The organism is Nonomuraea sp. NPDC003560 (assembly GCF_042878785.1).
Taxonomy (GTDB): Bacteria; Actinomycetota; Actinomycetes; order Streptosporangiales; family Streptosporangiaceae; genus Nonomuraea.
Genome location: NZ_JBIAOF010000006.1, coordinates 59,587 through 78,450 on the forward strand (window position 1 = coordinate 59,587; position 18,864 = coordinate 78,450).

Here is an 18,864-nt window from a genome sequence, read left to right on the forward strand (position 1 = left end):
TTAGAAGAGCCTCTACGGTTCGCGGAACTCCGGGGCCTGGCCGTCGTCCGGCGGGTTCTGGGGCGGGTTGAGGTATTCGAGCGGCGTGTCGTCGGCGACGGCCCGCTCGGCGGCGGCGGTCTCCTCCACCGGCCGCTGCCGCGGGATGCTCAGCAGGCCCAGGCTGTCCTGCTCGCCGCGCCGCCTGATGACGTCGTTGATCGCCTCGGCCATCTCCTCCCTGGAGTAGCTGCCCTCGGGCACCTCGTTGAGATGGGCCAGCATGTCGGCGGGGATGTGCACGTGCGCGGAGACCCGCGCGTACACCTCGCGCATCGCCACCCGGTCCCGTCCCTGGAACGCCTCGTCCAGGGCTTCCTGCAGTTCGTCCAGCACGGCCTGGTCAGTCATCGCGATATCCCTTCAGTAGGTCTTCGGCCTGTTCTGTCACGTCGTCCACCGAGACGTCGGCGACCCACGTCCCGTCGTGCTCGCAGCGTTCGGCCTCCGCGTCCACGCCGCTCGCGCCGCAGGTCGGGCACCGGGTGGTCCAGGAGATCAGCGGCCGGTGCGCGGTCCTGCTGAGCGGCCCGGCGTTGATGACGTTGACGCACGAGTAGACGGCGACCGTGGGCGTGCCGACGGCCGCGGCGAGGTGGCGCGGGCCGGTGTCGTTGGCGACCACCAGGGCGCAGCGCTCGTACAGGGCGGCCAGGCCGCCGAGGGTGAGCGTGCCGACGACGGGAAGCACCGGGTGCGCCCGCCCGCGCATGGCCGCGACCGTCGCCTCCACCAGGTCCTTCTCGGCCCAGCTCCCGGTCACCGCGACGGGCCGGGCCAGCCGGTCGGCCACCTCGGCGAATCGTTCGGGGGGCCAGCGCCGCCGCGGGTCCGTCGCCCCCGGATGCAGCGCCACCAGCCCGGCCGGCGGCTCGCCGAACGACTCGGCCAGCTCCGCCCGGTCGCGGGCGGTGACGGCCACCAGCGGTTCGAGCCGCTCGGCGACCCCGCCGACCAGCTCGGCGACCTGGAGGAAACGCAGCGTCTCGTGCTGGAAGTCCGTGTAGGGCACCCACCGGTCCAGCTCCTCGGCGTCCGGGGAGCGCAGCCCGGCGGTCACCCGCGCCCCGAGCGAGCGCACGAACGGGTTGGAGAAGCGCCCGCCGCCGTGGATCTGCACCGCCAGGTCGAACGCCCGTTCCCGCAGCTCGGCGCGGGCCCCGCCGGGGACCGGGTAGCCGGTCTCCGACGTCGAGACCCCCGTGATCGGCGGCAGCGCCACCACGCCGTCCACCGGTCCCGGCCGCCCGGACAGGAACTCGGCGTGCCAGGGCGTGCCGAGCAGGGTGAGCCGGGCGTCGGGGTAGGCCAGCTTGATCGCCTCGATGGCCGGCAGCGCGAGCAGGTAGTCGCCGATCGCGTTGGCCCGCAGGACGGCGATGCTCCGCACGCCCTCGACCAGGCCGGGCCGGGCCGTCATGGGGTCCCCGGCATGTAGTCGTAGCATTCCGCGCTCCTGTCCGCGACAGTGGTCGGCAGCTCCAGGCGGCAGGCCCGCCTGGGCGGCAGCCCGGTGTCCGAAGGGCCGTACATAGCGGCCGGGCTACCCGGCAGGGATGGCCCGTAACTTCGGTTTCGGACGAACCTATTTGAGCTGGTATGCGTTTGAGCTGGGCTTTTACAGGTACTCGCCCTCTATGGGCACCCTGAGGGAAGAGACGGTCAGCGCGGTCGTCGTCGGCGACGTCATGCTCGACTCGTGGCTGCACGGCTCGGCCAAGCGGCTGGCCCAGGAGGCGCCGGTGCCCGTGATGAGCCTGGAGGCGGTCGAGGACGCGCCGGGCGGCGCCGGGAACACCGCGGCCAACCTGGCGGCGCTCGGGGCCCGCGTCCGGCTCGTCGGCGTCGTGGGCGACGACGCCTGCGGCGAGCAGCTCGTCCAGGCGTTGCGGCTGCTCGGCGTGGAGACGGACCTGCAGGCGGTGCCGGGGCGGCGGACCGCGCACAAGCGGCGGCTGGTCACCAGCGGCCAGCTCACCGCCCGCTACGACGAGGAGGACCTCGACGTCATCCCGCCCGAGGCCGAACGCGCGCTGCTGGCCCGCGTCTCCGCGGCCGTGGCCGGCGCGGACGTCGTCGTGGCCTGCGACTACGGCGGCGGCGTGTTCACCCCGGCGGTGCGCCGGGCGCTGGCCGGGCTGCCGCTGCTCGTGGTGGACGCGCACGCGGTCGCGCCCTGGGTCGAGTGCGCGCCGGCGGCGGTGCTGCCCAACTACGCCGAGGTGGTGGGCCTGCTCGGCGAGGTGGACGCCGCGGCCGACCGGCCGGCGTACCTGATGGCGCGCTCCGCGCAGATCCTGGCCGCCACCGGGGCCGGGATCGTGGTGACCACCCTGGACGGCGAGGGCACGCTGCTGCACCGGGCCGGCTGCCCGCCGTACCGGACCTACGCCCGGCCCGCGCCGCAGCACATGGCGACCGGCGCGGGCGACACCTACACCGCGGCCTTCTCGCTCTGGCTGGCCGCCGGCGCGACGCCGGAGGAGGCCGCCGAGGCGGGCCAGGCCGCGGCCGGGGTGGTCGTACGCCGTTCCGGCACGTCCATCTGCACCCGCTACGAGCTGCTGCGCGCCCTGCGCCGCCAGGAGGGCACCGTGCAGGCGGCCGAGCGCCTGGCCCAGCTCCTGGACGAGCACCGGCGCAGGGGCGAGCGGATCGTGTTCACCAACGGCTGCTTCGACGTGCTGCACCGGGGCCACGTCAGCTACCTGGAGCAGGCCGGGCAGCTCGGGGACGTGCTCGTGGTCGCGGTCAACAGCGACGCCAGCGTCACCCGGCTCAAGGGCCCTGGCCGCCCGCTCAACCCGTGCGAGGACCGCATGTCGGTGCTGGCCGCCCTGAACGACGTGGACTACGTGACCGAGTTCGACGAGGACACCCCGGAACGCCTGCTCAGGCTCATCAGGCCGGAGATCTACGTCAAGGGCGGCGACTACACCCCGGAGATGCTGCCGGAGGCGCCGCTGGTGCGCTCGCTCGGCGGCGAGGTGCTGGTGCTGGACTACCTGCCCGACCGCTCGACGACCGCCATCATCGGCCGCATGCGCTCGGTGCCCGGCGCCCCGGACGGTGCCACGCCCGTTCCGCCGGACGGGGTCAGGCCCGTTCCGCCAGCACGTCCATGACCAGCGAGCGCACCATCCGCACCGCCTCCTCGACCGCCCCGCGCACCGGCTCGCTCAGCTCCACCAGCACGTCGTCGGTGACCAGCCGGGCCGGCTCGCAGCACAGCACGAGCACCCGCGCGGGCACCCGGCCGAGCTCGCGCGCCATGCGCAGCACCTTGACCGGGTCGAGGCCGTGGCTCTCGGCCGCGATGCCGCCGGGGCCGCCCGGGCCGGGCATGTCCGGTTCGAGCATGTCGGGTTCGAGCAGGGTGAGCGTGCCCGGCGGCTCGCCGCGCGGCGCGGCGTCCACGAGGATCGCGGCCTCGTAGTCGCGCTGGAGCGCGTAGGCCAGGTCGAGGCCGCGGCTGCCGAAGTCGAGCACGTCGGCGGGCAGGTCGTCGTCGGCCAGGCGGCGCACGACCTCGACGCCGAAGCCGTCGTCGCCGAGGAAGACGTTGCCGATCCCGGCCACCAGGACGCGCGGGCGGCAGCCCCCTCCGACGGGTTCGAGCTCCTCTGCCGAGTAGAAGAACCGGTGGCACGGCAGCCTGGACTCGCCCAGATCGCGCAGCGGGTCGCCGGCGAGCGTGACGCCGACGTGGAAGCCGCCGACGTCGTCCCGCTCGACGCTCTCGATGACCGCGAGGCGGCCGTCGAGCGCGAGGTCGAGGATGTCGGCGCGGCTCTTCGGGCGCAGGCGCACCCGGCTGCCCGGGGCCAGCCGCACGCCGTCGACGATCGCCTCGGCCGGGGCCGGCCGTTCCGTCGGGTACCGAGTGTCCATGTCACGTCTCCCGCATGGTGCCGTGCAGGCGCATGAGCTCTTCCGGGGTGAGCGCGGCGCAGTGGTCGAGGAGCTGGTCGATCTCCATGGCGTCGAACGTGCCGCTCTGAGGGGCGACCTTGGGATGGTCGTAGAGGATGACCGGGGCCGACAACATCGTGTGCCGGTCGCCCTCCTCGCCCACCAGCACCGGCCAGGTGCCGATGTTGTGGCAGCCCGCGGCGAGCGCGCGCAGCGCGTCGGGCGGCTCCGTCAGCGAGACGAACCGGCCGCCCGGCGAGCTCACGACCGTGTGCGCGGAGATCAGGGTGTGCTTCATGGCCTCCGCGCGCGAGTCGCCCTGCCACGGGCTGGTGTTCGCCACCCGGACGGTGAGCCGGAACAGGCCCTCGCGCAGCCGCTCGGCGAACACCTCGGCCCGGCCGCTCAGCGCCTCCCAGCCGCGCAGCAGCACGCCCTCGCCGTCGAGCCATTCGGCCCGCTGGCCCGGCGGCACGTGGATCTCCATGCCGGTCGGGCAGGCCAGCAGGTCGGCCAGGCGCAGCCCGGTCTCGGCCACCTCGCGCTCCTTGGCCTCCTCCCTGGGCAGGTGGCGGGCGCCGCCGACGGTCAGCTCGGGCACGCGGACCAGCTCGCCCTCGCGCCGCACGGCCACCTCGCAGGTGACCAGGTGCAGGAAGCGCACGTGCACGTCCACGACGTCGTCGCCGCCGGCCTCCAGCAGGCACTGGGTCTGGGTCAGCCACGGGTTGCCCTCGTGCGCCCGGCCGTAGGACTCGGGGTGCACGCCGCCGAAGTTCCAGCGCCGCCGGTCGGGCGGGGCGGAGTGGCGGCTGGGCCACAGCAGGTAGCCCCCGTAAAGGACGGCGCGGGCGATGCGCCTCACGTGGTCCATCTGCCGGCTCCCACGCCGGGCGCCGACCGGACGATCTCGACCTGCTCGACCTCGGGGGCCGCGTCGCGCACGGCCCGGCGCACCGCGTCCGCCGAGTTCCCGTCGTCGTCCGGGAGCCGCAGGCGTACCAGGTCGCCCTCGACGGCGATCACCTCGGCGGCGGTGCCGCGCAGCGCGTCCTCGACCCGGGTCCGCACGTCGATCGGGTGGAGGTCGTGCAGCAGCAGCAGGTGCGCGACCACGTCGTCGGCGGCCAGCCGGGCGGCCAGGTCGTCGTCGGCCGCGGCCATGATCCGCGTCAGGCCCTCGCCGTAGAGGTCGAGCAGGGCCTGGGCCAGCTCGACGGCGGGCGGTTCGGCCCGTTCGAGCAGGCTCTCGATCCTGCCGATGCGTGCGTTCAGCGACATGACGCCCCCAGGACGGTCACGCCGTCAGGAAACCAGTCGTATTTAGCGGCATTCATCGGCCTTAAGCCCCCCAAGTGGCCATTGCAGAGGTTCAGCCATGGCGTCGTTCGGTATCCGATCAGTACCTCTACGTAGCGGGCATACCGCGTCGACGAAGTCGGCAAACCATGACCCAGACCCTGCGCGCCCGCGCCGCTAGACCAGCCGGACCGGTCCGGCGTCGATCGGCACCCGGAACAGCGCGTACGGGTACCGCCGCCGGTCCTGTCCCTCCTGGAACCTGGCCTGCCGGTGCAGTTGGTTGGCGGTCACGTACAGGTGGCCGTCGGCCACCGACAGCGTGTCCGGCCACAGCAGGCGGGCGTCGTGGACCAGGGTGTCGATCGTGCCGTCGGGCGTCCGGCGCAGCACCGCGTTGTGCTCCCAGTCGGTCAGGTAGATGCGCCCGGCGTCGTCGGCCTCCAGGCCGTCGGCCGAGCCGCCCTTGTCGCCCTCGTCCCTGACCGTCGCCGCCACTTCGGCGTCGTCCAGCGTGCGGTCGACCAGGGCGTCCGTGGACACGCTGTACCAGCGGCGGGAGAGCAGCGGGCAGTACCAGAGCCGCTCGCCGCCGGCCGGGAGCGCGATGCCGTCCGACCCCATCAGGACGGGCGACGGCGGCCCGTCCTGCGGCCGTTCCATGAACGGCCGGCCCTCCACGACCGGCACGAAGTCCGGCGGCCGCGCCGCCTTGGTGCTCGGGTGGTCGTGCAGCCGGCGCCACGCCTGCCCGCTGGCCAGATCGACCACGATGATCCCGTTGGGCCCCTTGTCGGCGGAGTCGGTGAGGTAGGCGACCCCTTTGCGCAGGTCGAACCGAACATCGTTGAGATAGGACGTCTCCAGGGCGACACCGCGGTCGAACATGATGACCTTGACCACGGTGTCGGTCTCCAGGTCCACGCAGACGAGCTTCGGCCCGCCCTTCCTGGTGGGCCGGAACATGGGGCTGCCGGTGTCGAGGATCCACAGCCGGTCCAGGGGATCGACGACCACGCTCTGCACCGAGACCAGCCACTTCGACGGCTCGTCGGCCTCGGTGTTCCACTCCCGGTCGGGATAGGGGACGGCGTTGCCGTCCCGCAGCTCGACCACGGTCGCCGGAACGTCGTCACCCCATTTGGGGAAGTTCACGAATATCCGGCCGGCACGGGAGACCGTGACTCCGGTCGGCATCGGGCCGGACTCGAAGGCGTGCACGAGTTCCAGCTTCCCGATGGGCTGATCGACCGGCTGAACGCCGTCGCGGCCGTTCCCCTTCGCCATGGTCCCCCCGTTCCCCGATCCGCCGGGCATCTGCCCAGCTCAGGCCGGGAGAAACAGCGCCCTCTCCAGCCAGGGCCGCAGGATGGGCAGCACGTTGGCCGCCTGCATGGCCCCTGCGTGGTCGAGCCCGTCGAGCACCTCGACGTCCCAGCCCAGCGCCTCGATGGCGGCCCGCTCGCGGAGCACCGGGCCGGCGATGCTGACGTGGGCGCCGCCCCACCGCTCGTCGTAGACGATCTCGTCGGCGGAGCCGACGAAGCACAGGCGGGGGCAGGACAGGCGCACCTGGCTGTCGTCGAACCCGCGCAGCGCCCGGTACAGGGTGGCGAACTGCCTGGCCTGGCCCTCGCTCAGCGTCACCTCGGTCGACGACCAGTCGCCCGGCTCGCCCGTCCCCGTGGCCGGCGGCGTGGCGGTCTTCGGCTCGACGGCCATCCGGTACGTGGCCTCGGTGACCTTCAACATCTCGGCGTAGGGCCCGCCGAGCGGCGGGAAGCCGCCCATGACCAGCGCCGAGAGCCGGTCGGTGCGCAGGGCGAGCTGGAGCCCGCTGAGCGCCAGCCAGGAGTAGCCGTAGTAGGCGAACCGGTCGGCCCCTGCCGCGTCGGCCACCGCCAGCATGTCGGCCGCCACGTTGTCGGGGGTGAGCGTGTCCGGCTTGGGATGGGCGAGGACGTGGCCCTCGTAGTCGAAGGCCACGACGCGGAAGCCGTCGGAGAGGCCGTCGATGAGCGAGCGGCCGAGCGCGGGGTCGGCCCCCCACTTCCGCATCTCCTCGGCCGCCTCGCCCTCGACCGGCTTGGGGTTGACGGCCAGGAGCAGGACCGGGCCCGAACCGTGGACCTCTGTCTCGATGGTGCTTCCGTCGTGCAGCGTCGCCGTGGTCACCGGGAGCCTCCGTGAATTCGATACGCCGTAAATTATTGGCCTGGGCGAGGATAGCTTATGGCGTAAAGAGTCGCAAAGGGCTGGGCATGGGCACGCAGCGCATGTCGGCGCCGTCCGCCTCCAGCCAGCGCAGCAGCAGATTGGCCTTGGCGGGCACGTACGCGCCGGCGAGCAGCTCGCGCAGCTCCTCGGGCTCGCCGTGGTCCTCGGCGCAGCCGGCGAACACCGATCTCGCCTCGGCCCACAGCTCGGCCCGCAGCTCCGGGTGCCGCTCGGCCACGGCTCCGGCGATCTCGCAGAGGTTGTTGACGACCAGGCAGTACAGCAGCCGCTCCCAGCCGTAGGCGGGGCTCACGACGGGCGTGCGGGCGCCGGGCAGGCTGTGGCGGTCCGCGGTCAGCTTGACGCCCTCGTGGTCGCGGAAGATCGCCTGGCCGGGCAGGCCCCGCTCGTCCACGCCGATGAGCACGTTCTGCAGGTGGCATTCGAGCACCACGCCGTGGCGGAAGTAGGCGTGCAGCACCGGTGGCACGACGTGGTCGAGGTAACGCCGCCACCACCCGAGCGCCTCGGCGGCGTCGAGGCCGTCCAGCGGGTTGCCGGGGAAGCCCTCGCTGACCCCGGCGGCCAGCAGGGCCGTCAGCCCCGGCCGCAGGTGCCCGCCCAGCCCGTCGCGGACGATCACCGCCAGCGCCTCGCCGCCGTCCCCGTCCAGCTCCAGGCTGCGGTAACCGCGGTCGCCGAGGACGGCGGGCCGCGGCCGGTGCGCGGGCAGGTCGTCGAACGCGACGCCCAGCAGGTCGTCGATCAGGCCCAGCCAGCGCAGGTCGTGCAGCCACAGGCGGCGGATGTCGTTGGTGATCCGCACGTCCAGGCTGAACTTGCAGAACAGGTCCGCCTCCGGCAGGTACACCGTGCGGATCGAGGCCGTCGCCACCGCCCGCGCGGGCGTGACGCCGAGATGGCGCAGCTCCTTCAGCCCGCCCAGCAGCTCCACCTGCCAGGGGTGGGCGGGCAGCAGCGTCAGGCCGTCGGGTGCGGGCGGGCCGAGCCGGTCGAGCGCGCTCGCGTCGCCCTGCTCGACCAGCGCCTCGGCGGGCACCCCGAGCAGCGGCAGCGCGAAGCTCGCGCGCGCCTCCGGCGAGTAGGGCAGCCAGGCGTCCGGGCCTGATCCGCCGCGCGCCTTGGGGGCCGGGTGGTAGCGGTGACCGGCGACGAGCGCCTGCTCCGAGCGCAGGTACAGGTCGGCGGGCGGGGTGGTGGCGCGCTGGGCCGACAGCAGCGCGGCCATGACGTCCCTGCTCTCCATGATCTCCTTGGCCAGGGACGGGTTGGCGTGGCCGGTGCGCGTCCGCAGCTCGTCCTCGGTGAGCGCCACCAGTCCGGCCAGGGAGAGCGGGCGCGGGCCGTCGGGGGTGCGCAGGGCGGGGGCGCCGGGGTACCGTCCGGGGCGGACGTGCAGGACCTGTCCGGTCGCGGGCAGCACCCACACGTCGCCCTCAGCGGACGCGGGTTCGGCCACCTCGCGCAGCAGGCAGTTGAGCAGGGCCGTCACCGCGAGGGCCGTGGCCTCGTCCGCGGCCTGGTGGTCTTGCGCCTCGGGTGCCGGACCGGCCGGTGGGAGGAGGCCGTCGATATATGCCATGGCGACCTGTCCTACCCTTTTGTACCGATCAGTGTCCACAGGGTGCTCACCTGGGCATGTTCCTGACATCGGGGGGGTTCATGCGGCATTCTGCGGCGCGGTTCGCGAGGGAGCTGGCCGCCGTGCGCCCGGACCTCGCGCCCGGCTACGCCGCGGCCCTGCCGGGGGCGCGGGCCGCCGTCATGGGACGGCTGTGGCGGGGCCTGCTCTGCGAGCCTCTGCCCGGTCTCGCCGAGCCCGTCGCCGTGGGCGGCGACCTGTGCGTACGGCTCTCGGACGGGCGCGAGCTGACCGGACGGGCCCGGCTGCCCTACGACCTGGCCGACGAGCCGGTGCTGCGGCTGGACGGCGTCCCGTACCCGGACCCGGCCGAGCTGCTGGCGGCGCTCGGCCTGCCCGGCGCGCAGGGGCTGGTCGCCGACCTGGACAACAGCGTCGCCTCCCTGGCGTTGTCCCGGGCGGGCGCGGCCTCCCCGCTCCGCGAGCCGGGCCCCGAACGGTACGAGCAGAGCGTGGTCGACGGCCATCCCTACCATCCGGGCTGCCGCAACCGGCCGGGGGTGTCGGTGGCCGAGCAACTGGCGTACATGCCGGAGCACCGGCCCGTCGTCGCGCTCGACCTGGTGGCGGTGCCCGCCGCCGAATGCCTGGTCACCGGGCCGTGGCCGGGCTCGCTCATGGACGGCGACCGGCTGCTGCTGCCCGTCCACCCCTGGCAGACCCGGCACGTGCTGGCCGGGCTGGGGGTGCGCCCGTACGCGATCGGGGCGTTGCCGTGCCATCCGCTGATGTCCGTACGGACCCTCGCTCCCCTGGACGGCGGCCCGCACCTCAAGACGGCGTTCACCACCCGGATGACCTCCGGCGTGAGGGACATCTCCCCCGGCTCGGTACGCGACTGCGTCCCCCTGTCGGACCTGCTCACCGCCCTGTCGGCGCGGCTCGGCGGCCGTCCGCGCATCGCCCGCTACCTGTCCGGGGCCGCGGGGGCCGTGCGCGGCGAGCACACCGCCGACCTGTCCGTCATGCTGCGCGATCCGACGCCCCGAGTGCCCGGCCACACCGTGCTGCCCGTCGCCGCCCTCACCGCCCCAGCCCAGTGGGACGTGCCGCGTGGCGAGGAGGCCGGCGAGTGGCTGGCGGCCTTCGCCGGCGTGGCGACGGCGGCGGCGCTCGGCCTGCTGGCCCTCGGGGTCGCGCTGGAGGCCCACGGCCAGAACCTGCTGGTGGTGCTGGACCGGCGGGGCCGTCCGGTCGAGCTGGTCTACCGCGACCTGGCCGACGTCCGGATCAGCCCGGCCCGGCTGGCCCGCAACGGCTTCGGGACGCCGCCGGTCAGCCCCCGGCTGCTCAGCGACGACCCCGGCGTCCTGCACGCCAAGCTGTTCGGCTCGCTCGTCGGCACCACGTTCGGCAGTCTGGTCTCCCTTCTGGGAGAGGGCGACCGTGCCGCCGAGTCACGCCTGTGGGCCGTCGTGGCAGGGGCCGCGCGGCGGGCCTTCGACGCGCTCCCCGACACCGCCGACGTGCGCGCCGACCGCGCGGCCCTGTTCGGCGAGCGGATCCGGGTGAAGGCCCACCTGCTCGCCCAGCTCGCGGGCGCCCCGCCCGGCGACAGCTGGACGACGCTGCCCAACCCCCTCACCCAGGGAGCCTCCTGGACCCTCGCTCACGCACGGTGAGCGCCTGGCTCTTTTCCCGAAGGAGGAGGAGTATGGGGCATGCAGCCGGACCCTGCTGCGCGTCGATCTTCGATCACGCAGAGTTCAGGGAAGGAGCGAATCCGATGATGCAGCTCTCAGTACGGCTCGTGCCCGTGGGCGACACCACCCTGGTGGTCGCCCTGGCGGGCGAGCTCGACTCGACGACCAGCCCCATCCTGGCCGCCTTCCTCGACCCCCTGCCGCGCTCGCGGGTGAAACACGTGATCGTCGCGGCGGGCGACCTCTGGTTCTGCGACCTGAACGGCCTCGAACAGCTCGCGATCACCCACCGGGCCATGCAGGAGAAGGGCGGCCACCTGGCCGTCGCCGAGGCCCAGCCCGCGCTGTGCCGCCTCATCGCGCTCATGACCGAGCACGGCGGCACCGCGATCCCCCTGTTCAGCACGATGCCCGACGCCCTGGCCGGGACCGGCGTCGAGATCTACGAGCAGACCGGCCCACCCAGGCCGGTCAGCCGCCACCTGGCGTGCTTCCGCCGGGCCCGCGACCCCCGCTCCGAGCAGCACCACGGCACCCGCCGGCTCCGGGCGCAACGGGACGAGACGCCCATCACCCCCGACCGCCAGGAGAACCTGCCGCCACCCGGCCGCTGGTCCGCGATCGTCGGCCGGCTGCGCTCGGCCAACGCCGACCTGCAACGCGCGAACGACGAGCTGCGCTCGGCCAACGCCGAGCTGCGTCACGCCAACGACGCGCTCACCGCCCGCGCCGCCGAGCTGCGCCGCGCCAACGACGCGCTGGCCGCCCGCACGGCCGAGCTCGACGAGGTCGGCCGGATCACCGCCTCGCTGGTCCACGGGCTGGGCGACGCGGCGGTGGTGCTCGACGCCGACATGCGGGTGCTCATCTGGGGGGCGGGGGCCGAGGAGTTGTGGGGGGTGCGGGCCGGGGAGGCGGTGGGCCGTCCGCTGGCCTCGCTGGGCACGGGGTTGCCGGTGGAGCGGATCGTCCCGCTCGTGCGCGACACGCCGGCCGGGGGCACGGCCAGGGCCGGAGCCAGGAGGGTCGCGCTCGACGTGGTCAACGGCCGGGGCCGGCCGACGCGGCTCACCGTCGAGCTGTCCCGCCTGCGTCCCGGCGACGACTCCGGGCGCGGCCTGATCATCGCCATGAAGGTGCCGCGCCCCGGGGCCTCACATGATCGCTAGCTGGCCGCCGTCGATCACCAGCTCGGTGCCGTGGACGAACGCGGCGTCGTCCGAGGCCAGGAAGGCGTAGGCGGCGGCGACCTCCTCGGCGAGCCCGGCCCGGCCCAGCGGGATGTGGTCGCGTTCGTAGGCGGAGACGAAGTCGTCGGCGAGCCCTGACGAGATCGAGGCGTTCAGCGGGGTGCGGATGTAGCCGGGGCACAGGGCGTTGACCCGGATGCCGTGCCTGCCGAGCTCGACGGCCATGGTCCTGGTCAGCAGCAGCACGCCGCCCTTGGAGGCGTTGTAGTGGGCGTAGTCGGCCTCGCCGCCGAGGCCGTTGGTCGAGGACATGTTGAGTATCACGCCGCCCGTCCCCCGGTCCACCAGGTGGCGGGCGACGGTCTGGGCCATCAGGAACATGCCGCGCAGGTTCACCGCGATGATCCGGTCCCAGTGGGCGGGGGTGATCTCCAGGAACGGCTCCCGCCAGGCCGTTCCGGCGTTGTTGATCAGCACGTCCACGCCGCCCATGGCCTCGATCGCGGCCGCGGCCAGCCGTGCGACGTCGTCCTCCGAGCTGACGTCGCCGGTCAGCCCGCCCACCTCGCCGAGCGGCGCGAGCTCGGCGACGGTGCGTTCGACCTCGTCGCCGTCCAGCCCGGTGAGCACCACCCGGGAGCCCTCCTCCAGGAACCTGCGGGCGGTGGCGGCTCCGATGCCGCTGCTGCCCCCGCTGATCAGCACCCGCTTCCCGGCCAGTCCGCGCATGACGCCGTCCTTCCTCAACGTGCCGCGACGCGCAGACCTGTGGTGACCTGCCCGTCGGGTCATCAGAAAATAGCACTGGTTCCGTATCCTGCACCGGCGTTCCGGTATACGGAACCAGAGGGCTATAGCGGGGATTTCGGAACTGCATTCTGTGACCACATCGGGTGGGGGTGTCACGGCCGGACGACCGTGACACCTCCGCCGAGGCCCTAGCCCGTGACGGGCGGGGCCCCTGTCACTTGCAGGGCTTGTACGGCGTGTCCTTCAGCGAGTAGTCCACGGCCTTCTTGATCGCGTTGATGCCGAGCCTGGCCGCCTTGGGACAGAAGGCCGACGGCGCCGTCTCGTACTCGACCTGGAACACCGGCTTGCCCGCCTTGACGAAGACGCTCAACTGGCCGCACTCGTCGTACTGGAAGCACTCCTCGTTGACTGCGTAGTCGAAGCTGGACACCAGCTCGGCCGCCTGGCTGAGGTCGTTCTTGAGCGCCGCGGACAGGCCCTTGCGGTGGGCCAGGTCGGCCAGCGCCTTGTTGTAGACGAGCTGGGTGGCGGGGCTGACGGTCCAGCCGGTGACCGACTTGCCCTCTTCGTGGGCGTTGACGACGTCGAACTCGACCCCGTCGAAGCCCGCCTGGACGCACTTGTCGACCCGGGCCTCCATCATCTTCAGCAGGAAGTCCCGCTGGCCCTGGTCGTTGTTGATGTTGGCCCAGCGCTCGTTGGGGAACTCCGCACTGAACGGCTTGCCGAGCAGGGAGTTGCCGTGGCTCTTGTGCCAGGCGACGAACTGCTGGTAGTCGGGCCGGTACTCCTCGATCGAGCCGGCGTCGACGTAGCAGACGGCCTTCGCGCCGCGGGCGTGGACGGCCTTCACCGCCGCGGTGTTGAGCGTGGTGTTGTTGCCCACCACGTCGCCGTCGGCGTAGAGGTCGATGTCGAACACCGCCGGCCGGACGCAGGCGCCGCCCGACTGGGGGACCACGCAGATGTCGACGTTGACGCCGCCGGTGGCGGCGTACTTGGCGTTGCCCTGGAGCTGGTACTGCCAGCGGCTCTGCAGCGGCGGCTTCCACACCCCCGCCTGCGCGGCCTGCGCCGCCTGCCCCGTCCGGGCCGTGGCCGGTGCGGCGAGCGCCGCGAGCGGCGCGCAGCTCAGGGCCGCGACCGCGGCCAGCCGGGCTAAGAGAGTCATGGTTCGCACGTTCGCGCCCCTCATTCCGTCTGGTGGAACTCTAGTCTGCATCGTGGATGCGTGACTATACTCGCCGCACGCAGCGGGCCGCCACGCCCGCCGTGCTCTGTGGAGGGAACCCCATGGCACGACTCATTCACCACATCCGCGAGACCGCCCGATGAGGCCCCGTACGACGCTGGCCGTCGTCGCCCTGGCTCTGGCCGCGGCGAGCTGCGGCGGCGGCGGCGGACAGGAACGGGCGGACGGCCCGGTCGAGATCACCATCTGGCACGGCCAAGAGGACGCCTCGGCGAAGTCGATCGAGAAACTGGTCGCCCGGTTCAACCAGAGTCACCCCGACGTCAAGGTCAGCACCGAGTCCGGCGGCGCGACCGCAGACGGCATGCTACCCAAGATCACTGCCGCGCTCACCTCGGACGCCTACCCCGACATCGCCTACCTGTACGGCTCCTGGGCCCCCAACGTGGCCAGGAACCCCAAGACCGCCGACCTCACCTCCCTGGTCAAGGACCCGGCCGTCGGCTGGGACGACTTCTGGGCCAACGAGCGCGAGGCGGTCACCGTCCAGGGCAAGGTCATCGGCTTCCCCGCCGTCGTGGACAACATGGTGGTCCTCTACAACAAGAAGCTGCTGGCCAAGGCGGGCGTCAAGGCCCCCGGCCCCGATTGGACCTGGGACGACTTCCGCGACATCGCCAGGAAGACCACCGACGCGCAGAAGGGCGTCTTCGGCACGACCTGGGCGATCAGCGGCGGCGAGGAGGCCGTCTGGGGGCTCTGGCCGCTGCTGTGGCAGGCGGGCGGCGACATCCTCACCCCCGACCACAAGAAGTCGGCGTTCAACTCCGCGGCCGGGCAGCAGGCGCTCGGCCTGGTCCGGAGCATGGCCGTGGACGACAAGTCGGTCTATCTCGACTCCAGCCCGGCCGAGAAGGGCCAGAAGCTGTTCGAGTCCGGACGGCTGGCCATGTTCCTGTCCGGCCCCTGGGTCCTGCCCGACCTCCAGGCGGCCAAGGTCGACTACGGCGTCGCGCGGCTGCCCGGCACCAACGGCAACCACGAGACCGTCTCCGGCCCGGACAACTGGGTGGTGTTCGAGCACGACGAGCGCCGCGTCAAGGCGGCGACCACGTTCCTGAGCTGGCTGACGGCCGCGGAGCAGCAGCTCGTGTGGATGAGCGACACGGGCTCGCTGCCCATCAGGGAGTCGATCACCAAGCTGTCCGGTTACCAGGACTATCTGAAGAAATATCCGGGCATCGAGGTGATCTCCGAGAACCTGGCCAACGCCAAGCGGGTCCGGCCGCCCACCACCAAGTACCCCCGCGTGTCGTCCTTCGTCGCCGAGGCCATCGCGCAGGCGCTGCTGGGCAAGGCCGACGCCAAGACCGCCCTGGACGAGGCCGCGGCCAGGTCCGACGCGGTGCTGGCGGTGCCGGGTTCATGAGCAGCGCCGCCGTCGGCGCGCCCGCCGCCCGGCACGCCAGGAAGACCCGCGGGCTCGGCGACCACGTCGCGGGCTGGTCGTTCGCGGGCCCCGCCACGCTGATCATCCTCGGGTTCGCGCTGGTGCCGATGGCGTGGGCGCTGGCGCTGTCGTTCACCGACTCCGACCTGATGAAGACGCCCGAGAACGTCGGCCTGGACAACTACCGGGCGCTGTTCCAGGACCCGGTGTTCTTCCAGGCGGTGCGCAACACCGGGCTGCTGCTGGTGCTCTACATCCCCGCCTCGCTGGTCTTCGGCCTGGCGGTGGCGGTGCTGCTGAACAGGAAGGTGCGCGGGATCGGCTTCTACCGGACCGCCTTCCTGGTTCCGTACGTGGCCTCGGCCACCTCGGCCGGCCTGCTCATGGGCTACATCTTCGACCGCGACTTCGGCCTGATGAACGGTGTGCTCGGCCGGCTCGGCCTGCCGCTCCAGGGCTTCCTGAGCAGCCCGTCACAGGCCATGTACGTGCTCACGCTGATCTTCTTCTGGACCCGGTTCGGCTTCGCGGTGGTGATCTACCTGGCCGCCATCCAGGAGATCGACAAGGCGGTGCTGGAGGCGGCCTCCATCGACGGCGCGGGGCGGTGGGCCACGTTCCGGCACATCATCGTCCCGTCCGTACGGCCGATCACGGTCTTCCTCGCGGTCTGGGGCGTGATCGACGCGCTGCAGTTCTTCGACCTCGTCATGACCACCACCCAGGGCGGCCCGGCCAGCGCGACCGTGACCATCGTCTACTACGTCTGGCAGCTCGCCTTCCGCTACTCGGCCGCCGGGTACGGCGCGGCCGTGGCGTACACGCTGTTCGCCGGGACGCTGCTGCTGATCGTCGCGGGCCTGGTGGTCGCGCGGCGGAGAGGGGCCGTGCGATGAGGCGACGCCTGCCCAGCAAGTGGCACCTGGTGCTCGCGCCGATGTCGGTGGTGACGCTGCTGCCGTTCGTGTGGCTGGTGCTCAGCTCGGTCATGACGCAGGCCGAGCTGAACAGGTTCCCGCCGCCGATCCTGCCGGAGGGCATCGACCTCGGCGGCTACCGCACGGTCATGGAGCGCTCCGAGTTCCCCCGCTGGTTCCTCAACAGCGTGCTGGTGTCGAGCGCCATCGTGGCGGCCCAGGTCGTGCTCTGCAGCATGGCCGGGTACGCCTTCGCCCGGATCCGGTTCATCGGCTCCCGGCTGACGCTGGTCCTGATCATCGCGACCGCGCTGATCCCGTTCCAGCTCACCGTGATCCCGACGTTCCTGATGTTCAGCCGGGCCGGGCTGGTGGACACGCTCGGGGCGCTGGTCATCCCGCAGCTCAGCTCGTCGGTCGGGATCTATCTGATGACGTCGTTCTTCCAGTCCTTCCCGAGGGAGCTGGAGGAGGCGGCGCGGATCGACGGGTGCTCGCGGGTCGCGCTGTTCTTCCGGGTGGTGCTGCCGGTCGCCAAGCCGGCGCTGGCGGCGCTCGCCGTGATCACGTTCATCACGGCCTGGAACGACCTCTTCTGGCCGCTGGTGGTGATCAACTCCGAGGCGAACTACACCGTGCAGGCCGGGCTGACCACGTTCCAGGGCCAGCACCGGGCCGACTGGCCCGCGATCATGGCGGGCACGGTGCTGACCACGCTGCCGGTGCTGGCCGTGTTCCTGTTCGGCCAGCGCCGGTTCGTGCAGGCGCTGACCGGGGCGGTCAAGGGGTGAGGCCGCGGTAGGGGTTGGCGGGCAGGCCGGTGTGGGGGGTGCGGCAGCGCCACAGCTCCCCGCCGGCGCCGCCGTCCCAGGCGGTGGTCACGTACAGCACGTTGAGGTCGGGGCCGCCGAAGGCGCAGCTCGTCACGTTGGTCGCGGGGACGTCCACGGTGAGGTTTGTACGCCCGTCCGGCCGCAGCCGCACGACCGCCGCGCCGCCCCACAGCGCGACCCACACGTGGCCGGCGGCGTCCACGGTCAGGCCGTCGGGGCTCGGGAGTGCGGCAAACTCCCGGCGGCCGTCGAGCGTGCCGGTCGCCGGGTCGTAGTCGAAGACGTCGATCCGGTCGGTCGCGGTGTCCACGTAGTACATCAGGCGCTCGTCGGGGCTCCAGCCGACGCCGTTCGAGATCGTGACGCCGTCCAGCACCTTGTCGCACGTACGGTCCTGGGCCAGGCGGTAGAGGGAGCCCGCGGCGGGGGTGTCGTCCTCGGCCTTGGTGCCGGCGAAGAAGCGGCCCGCGCGGTCGCAGGCGCCGTCGTTCATCCGGTTGCCCTCGGGCTCGGGCGGCCGGGCGACCAGGTCGGTGCGGCCGTCCGCGTGGCGGGCGAAGCCGTCCCTGAGTGCCAGCATGAGGCCGCCGGAGGCGTGCGGCACGGCGACGCCGACCGGCTGGCCCAGCTCGATGGTCTCCCGCTCGTCGCCGGCCGGGTCGAGCCGGTGCACGTGACCGGCGGGGATGTCGACCCACAGCAGGGTGCCCGTGGCGGCGTCCCACCTCGGGCCCTCCGCGAGGGCGGCACGGGGGACGGGGACCTGCTCCAGCTTCATGCCTTGCGCCCTTCTGGTCCGTGATACGGAATGCTGTTCCGCGTTCTGTCCGACCGTAGCCGGTCGAGGTCCCTTTGGGGAGAGGGGGGAAGGAGCCGGCGCCACCGCCCGATGCGGCGGCTGGGGTCAGCGCGGCAGGGGGCGGGGGGCTTGTGGGTGGGGGGTCAGACCTGGGCGGAGATGGCGCGGCGGAGGCCGAGGCCGACCTCTTCGAGGCGGGCGACCGACATGCGGTCCTTGATCGCGGTCACGCTCACCGCCGCCACCGGCGCGGTCTTGCCCAGGAAGACCGGCGCCGCCACGCACCGCACCCCCGGCTCGTTCTCCTCCAGGTCGAGCGCGTACCCCTGCTGCCTGACCTGGTCGAGGTGGGTGGCCAGCTTGGCGGGGTTCGTGATCGTGTTCCTGGTCCTGGCGGCCAGCGGCCCGTGGCGTTCGGCCCACGCCTTGACCGACTCGTCCGTCGGGTACGTCCAGGCCAGCAGCGCCTTGCCCACGCCCGTGCAGTGGGCCGCGTTGCGCCCGCCGACCACCGAGGTCATGGTGATCGACCGCACCGCCTCGACCTTGTCCAGGTAGACGACCTCGCCGCCGTCGAGCATGGCCATGTGCACGGTCTCGGAGAACTCCTCGCTCAGCCGCAGCAGCAGCGGCCGGACGAGCGTGCGCAGGTCCATCGTCTCGTAGAACCGGAAGGCCGTGGCCAGCATCTCGGTGCCGAGGAAGTACGGCCCGCTCGGCTCCGGCTGGGCCGCGAAGCCCCGGTGCTTCAACGCCCCGAGCAGGCGGTGCAGCGAGCTCTTCGGCAGCCGCAGCCTGGTGGCCAGCTCGTCGAGCGTCACTCCCCTGCTGTGTCTCCCGATCTCCTGCAGGATCAGCAGGGCACGATCGACGCTCCCCACAGGGGACTGGGTCTCAGCCACTGAACTCTCCCTCGCCTGTTCCGCTGATCGGAATGCTAGCGCGTAATACGGAACT

The 18,864-nt window shown here is 72.6% G+C and carries 18 protein-coding genes; 6 read left to right on the forward strand and 12 right to left on the reverse strand.

Translation table 11 applies throughout. From position 1 onward, the window contains the following. Positions 1 to 12: 12 nt before the first annotated feature. The gene (locus ACFYUV_RS23885) at positions 13 to 390 is read right to left on the reverse strand and encodes a hypothetical protein (RefSeq protein WP_358291728.1); all 378 of its coding nucleotides are present in this window, start codon (positions 388 to 390) and stop codon (positions 13 to 15) included. Further along, positions 383 to 1,486 (reverse strand): glycosyltransferase family 9 protein, encoded by a 1,104-nt coding sequence (locus ACFYUV_RS23890; RefSeq protein ID WP_387671377.1) that lies wholly within the window; start codon positions 1,484 to 1,486, stop codon positions 383 to 385. The genes ACFYUV_RS23885 and ACFYUV_RS23890 overlap by 8 nt, the downstream gene beginning before the upstream one ends. A gap of 190 nt (positions 1,487 to 1,676) precedes the next feature. Here ACFYUV_RS23890 and rfaE2 point away from each other — a divergent pair, with 190 nt between their 5' ends. After that, the gene (rfaE2, locus tag ACFYUV_RS23895) at positions 1,677 to 3,164 is read left to right on the forward strand and encodes a D-glycero-beta-D-manno-heptose 1-phosphate adenylyltransferase (RefSeq protein WP_387671378.1); all 1,488 of its coding nucleotides are present in this window, start codon (positions 1,677 to 1,679) and stop codon (positions 3,162 to 3,164) included. Here the strand turns inward: rfaE2 and ACFYUV_RS23900 are convergent. From ACFYUV_RS23900 to ACFYUV_RS23925, 6 genes are all read right to left on the reverse strand, one after another. Then, positions 3,136 to 3,930, reverse strand: a complete 795-nt coding sequence (locus ACFYUV_RS23900; RefSeq protein ID WP_387671380.1) for a hydrogenase maturation protease — start codon at positions 3,928 to 3,930, stop codon at positions 3,136 to 3,138. The two genes, rfaE2 and ACFYUV_RS23900, sit on opposite strands and share 29 nt — an antisense overlap. Position 3,931: 1 nt before the next feature. Continuing rightward, positions 3,932 to 4,825, reverse strand: coding sequence for a hypothetical protein (locus ACFYUV_RS23905; RefSeq protein WP_387671381.1), 894 nt, complete (start codon positions 4,823 to 4,825; stop codon positions 3,932 to 3,934). Then, complete coding sequence (locus ACFYUV_RS23910; protein ID WP_387671383.1) at positions 4,813 to 5,232, reverse strand: hypothetical protein; 420 nt, start codon at positions 5,230 to 5,232, stop codon at positions 4,813 to 4,815. Before ACFYUV_RS23910 ends, ACFYUV_RS23905 begins: the two co-directional genes overlap by 13 nt. A gap of 195 nt (positions 5,233 to 5,427) precedes the next feature. Next, positions 5,428 to 6,537 (reverse strand): L-dopachrome tautomerase-related protein, encoded by a 1,110-nt coding sequence (locus tag ACFYUV_RS23915; RefSeq protein WP_387671385.1) that lies wholly within the window; start codon positions 6,535 to 6,537, stop codon positions 5,428 to 5,430. Between the two features lie 39 nt (positions 6,538 to 6,576). Beyond that, entirely contained in the window at positions 6,577 to 7,425 is an 849-nt protein-coding gene (locus ACFYUV_RS23920; protein ID WP_387671387.1) for an alpha/beta fold hydrolase, read from the reverse strand. 55 nt (positions 7,426 to 7,480) lie between these two features. Beyond that, the gene (locus tag ACFYUV_RS23925) at positions 7,481 to 9,070 is read right to left on the reverse strand and encodes an IucA/IucC family protein (RefSeq protein WP_387671388.1); all 1,590 of its coding nucleotides are present in this window, start codon (positions 9,068 to 9,070) and stop codon (positions 7,481 to 7,483) included. 80 nt (positions 9,071 to 9,150) lie between these two features. Between ACFYUV_RS23925 and ACFYUV_RS23930 the strand changes: the two genes are divergently transcribed. Then, complete coding sequence (locus ACFYUV_RS23930) at positions 9,151 to 10,752, forward strand: IucA/IucC family protein (RefSeq protein ID WP_387671389.1); 1,602 nt, start codon at positions 9,151 to 9,153, stop codon at positions 10,750 to 10,752. Positions 10,753 to 10,856: 104 nt separating this feature from the next. Further along, the gene (locus tag ACFYUV_RS23935; RefSeq protein ID WP_387671391.1) at positions 10,857 to 11,942 is read left to right on the forward strand and encodes an STAS domain-containing protein; all 1,086 of its coding nucleotides are present in this window, start codon (positions 10,857 to 10,859) and stop codon (positions 11,940 to 11,942) included. On the opposite strand, the gene ACFYUV_RS23940 is transcribed toward ACFYUV_RS23935, so the two are convergent. Then, positions 11,928 to 12,692: an SDR family NAD(P)-dependent oxidoreductase gene (locus ACFYUV_RS23940; protein WP_387671393.1), complete on the reverse strand. Its 765-nt coding sequence runs from the start codon at positions 12,690 to 12,692 to the stop codon at positions 11,928 to 11,930. The genes ACFYUV_RS23935 and ACFYUV_RS23940 overlap by 15 nt on opposite strands. 235 nt (positions 12,693 to 12,927) lie before the next feature. Continuing rightward, positions 12,928 to 13,887 carry an endo alpha-1,4 polygalactosaminidase gene (locus tag ACFYUV_RS23945; protein ID WP_387671394.1) on the reverse strand — a complete coding sequence of 320 codons (960 nt, stop codon included), beginning with the start codon at positions 13,885 to 13,887 and terminating at the stop codon, positions 12,928 to 12,930. Between the two features lie 160 nt (positions 13,888 to 14,047). On the opposite strand from ACFYUV_RS23945, the gene ACFYUV_RS23950 reads away from it, so the two are divergent. From ACFYUV_RS23950 to ACFYUV_RS23960, 3 genes are read left to right on the forward strand one after another with little or no spacing between them, the layout of a single operon-like run. After that, positions 14,048 to 15,337 carry an ABC transporter substrate-binding protein gene (locus ACFYUV_RS23950; protein ID WP_387671395.1) on the forward strand — a complete coding sequence of 430 codons (1,290 nt, stop codon included), beginning with the start codon at positions 14,048 to 14,050 and terminating at the stop codon, positions 15,335 to 15,337. After that, positions 15,334 to 16,254: a carbohydrate ABC transporter permease gene (locus tag ACFYUV_RS23955; RefSeq protein WP_387671397.1), complete on the forward strand. Its 921-nt coding sequence runs from the start codon at positions 15,334 to 15,336 to the stop codon at positions 16,252 to 16,254. The genes ACFYUV_RS23950 and ACFYUV_RS23955 overlap by 4 nt, the downstream gene beginning before the upstream one ends. Then, the gene (locus ACFYUV_RS23960; RefSeq protein ID WP_387671399.1) at positions 16,251 to 17,066 is read left to right on the forward strand and encodes a carbohydrate ABC transporter permease; all 816 of its coding nucleotides are present in this window, start codon (positions 16,251 to 16,253) and stop codon (positions 17,064 to 17,066) included. The genes ACFYUV_RS23955 and ACFYUV_RS23960 overlap by 4 nt, the downstream gene beginning before the upstream one ends. On the opposite strand, the gene ACFYUV_RS23965 is transcribed toward ACFYUV_RS23960, so the two are convergent. Next, a complete protein-coding gene (locus tag ACFYUV_RS23965) occupies positions 17,056 to 17,886 on the reverse strand; it encodes an SMP-30/gluconolactonase/LRE family protein (RefSeq protein ID WP_387671401.1) in 831 nt (276 codons plus the stop codon). The two genes, ACFYUV_RS23960 and ACFYUV_RS23965, sit on opposite strands and share 11 nt — an antisense overlap. Before the next feature lie 164 nt (positions 17,887 to 18,050). Beyond that, positions 18,051 to 18,809, reverse strand: a complete 759-nt coding sequence (locus tag ACFYUV_RS23970; RefSeq protein ID WP_387671402.1) for an IclR family transcriptional regulator — start codon at positions 18,807 to 18,809, stop codon at positions 18,051 to 18,053. Between the last annotated feature and the right edge of the window lie 55 nt (positions 18,810 to 18,864).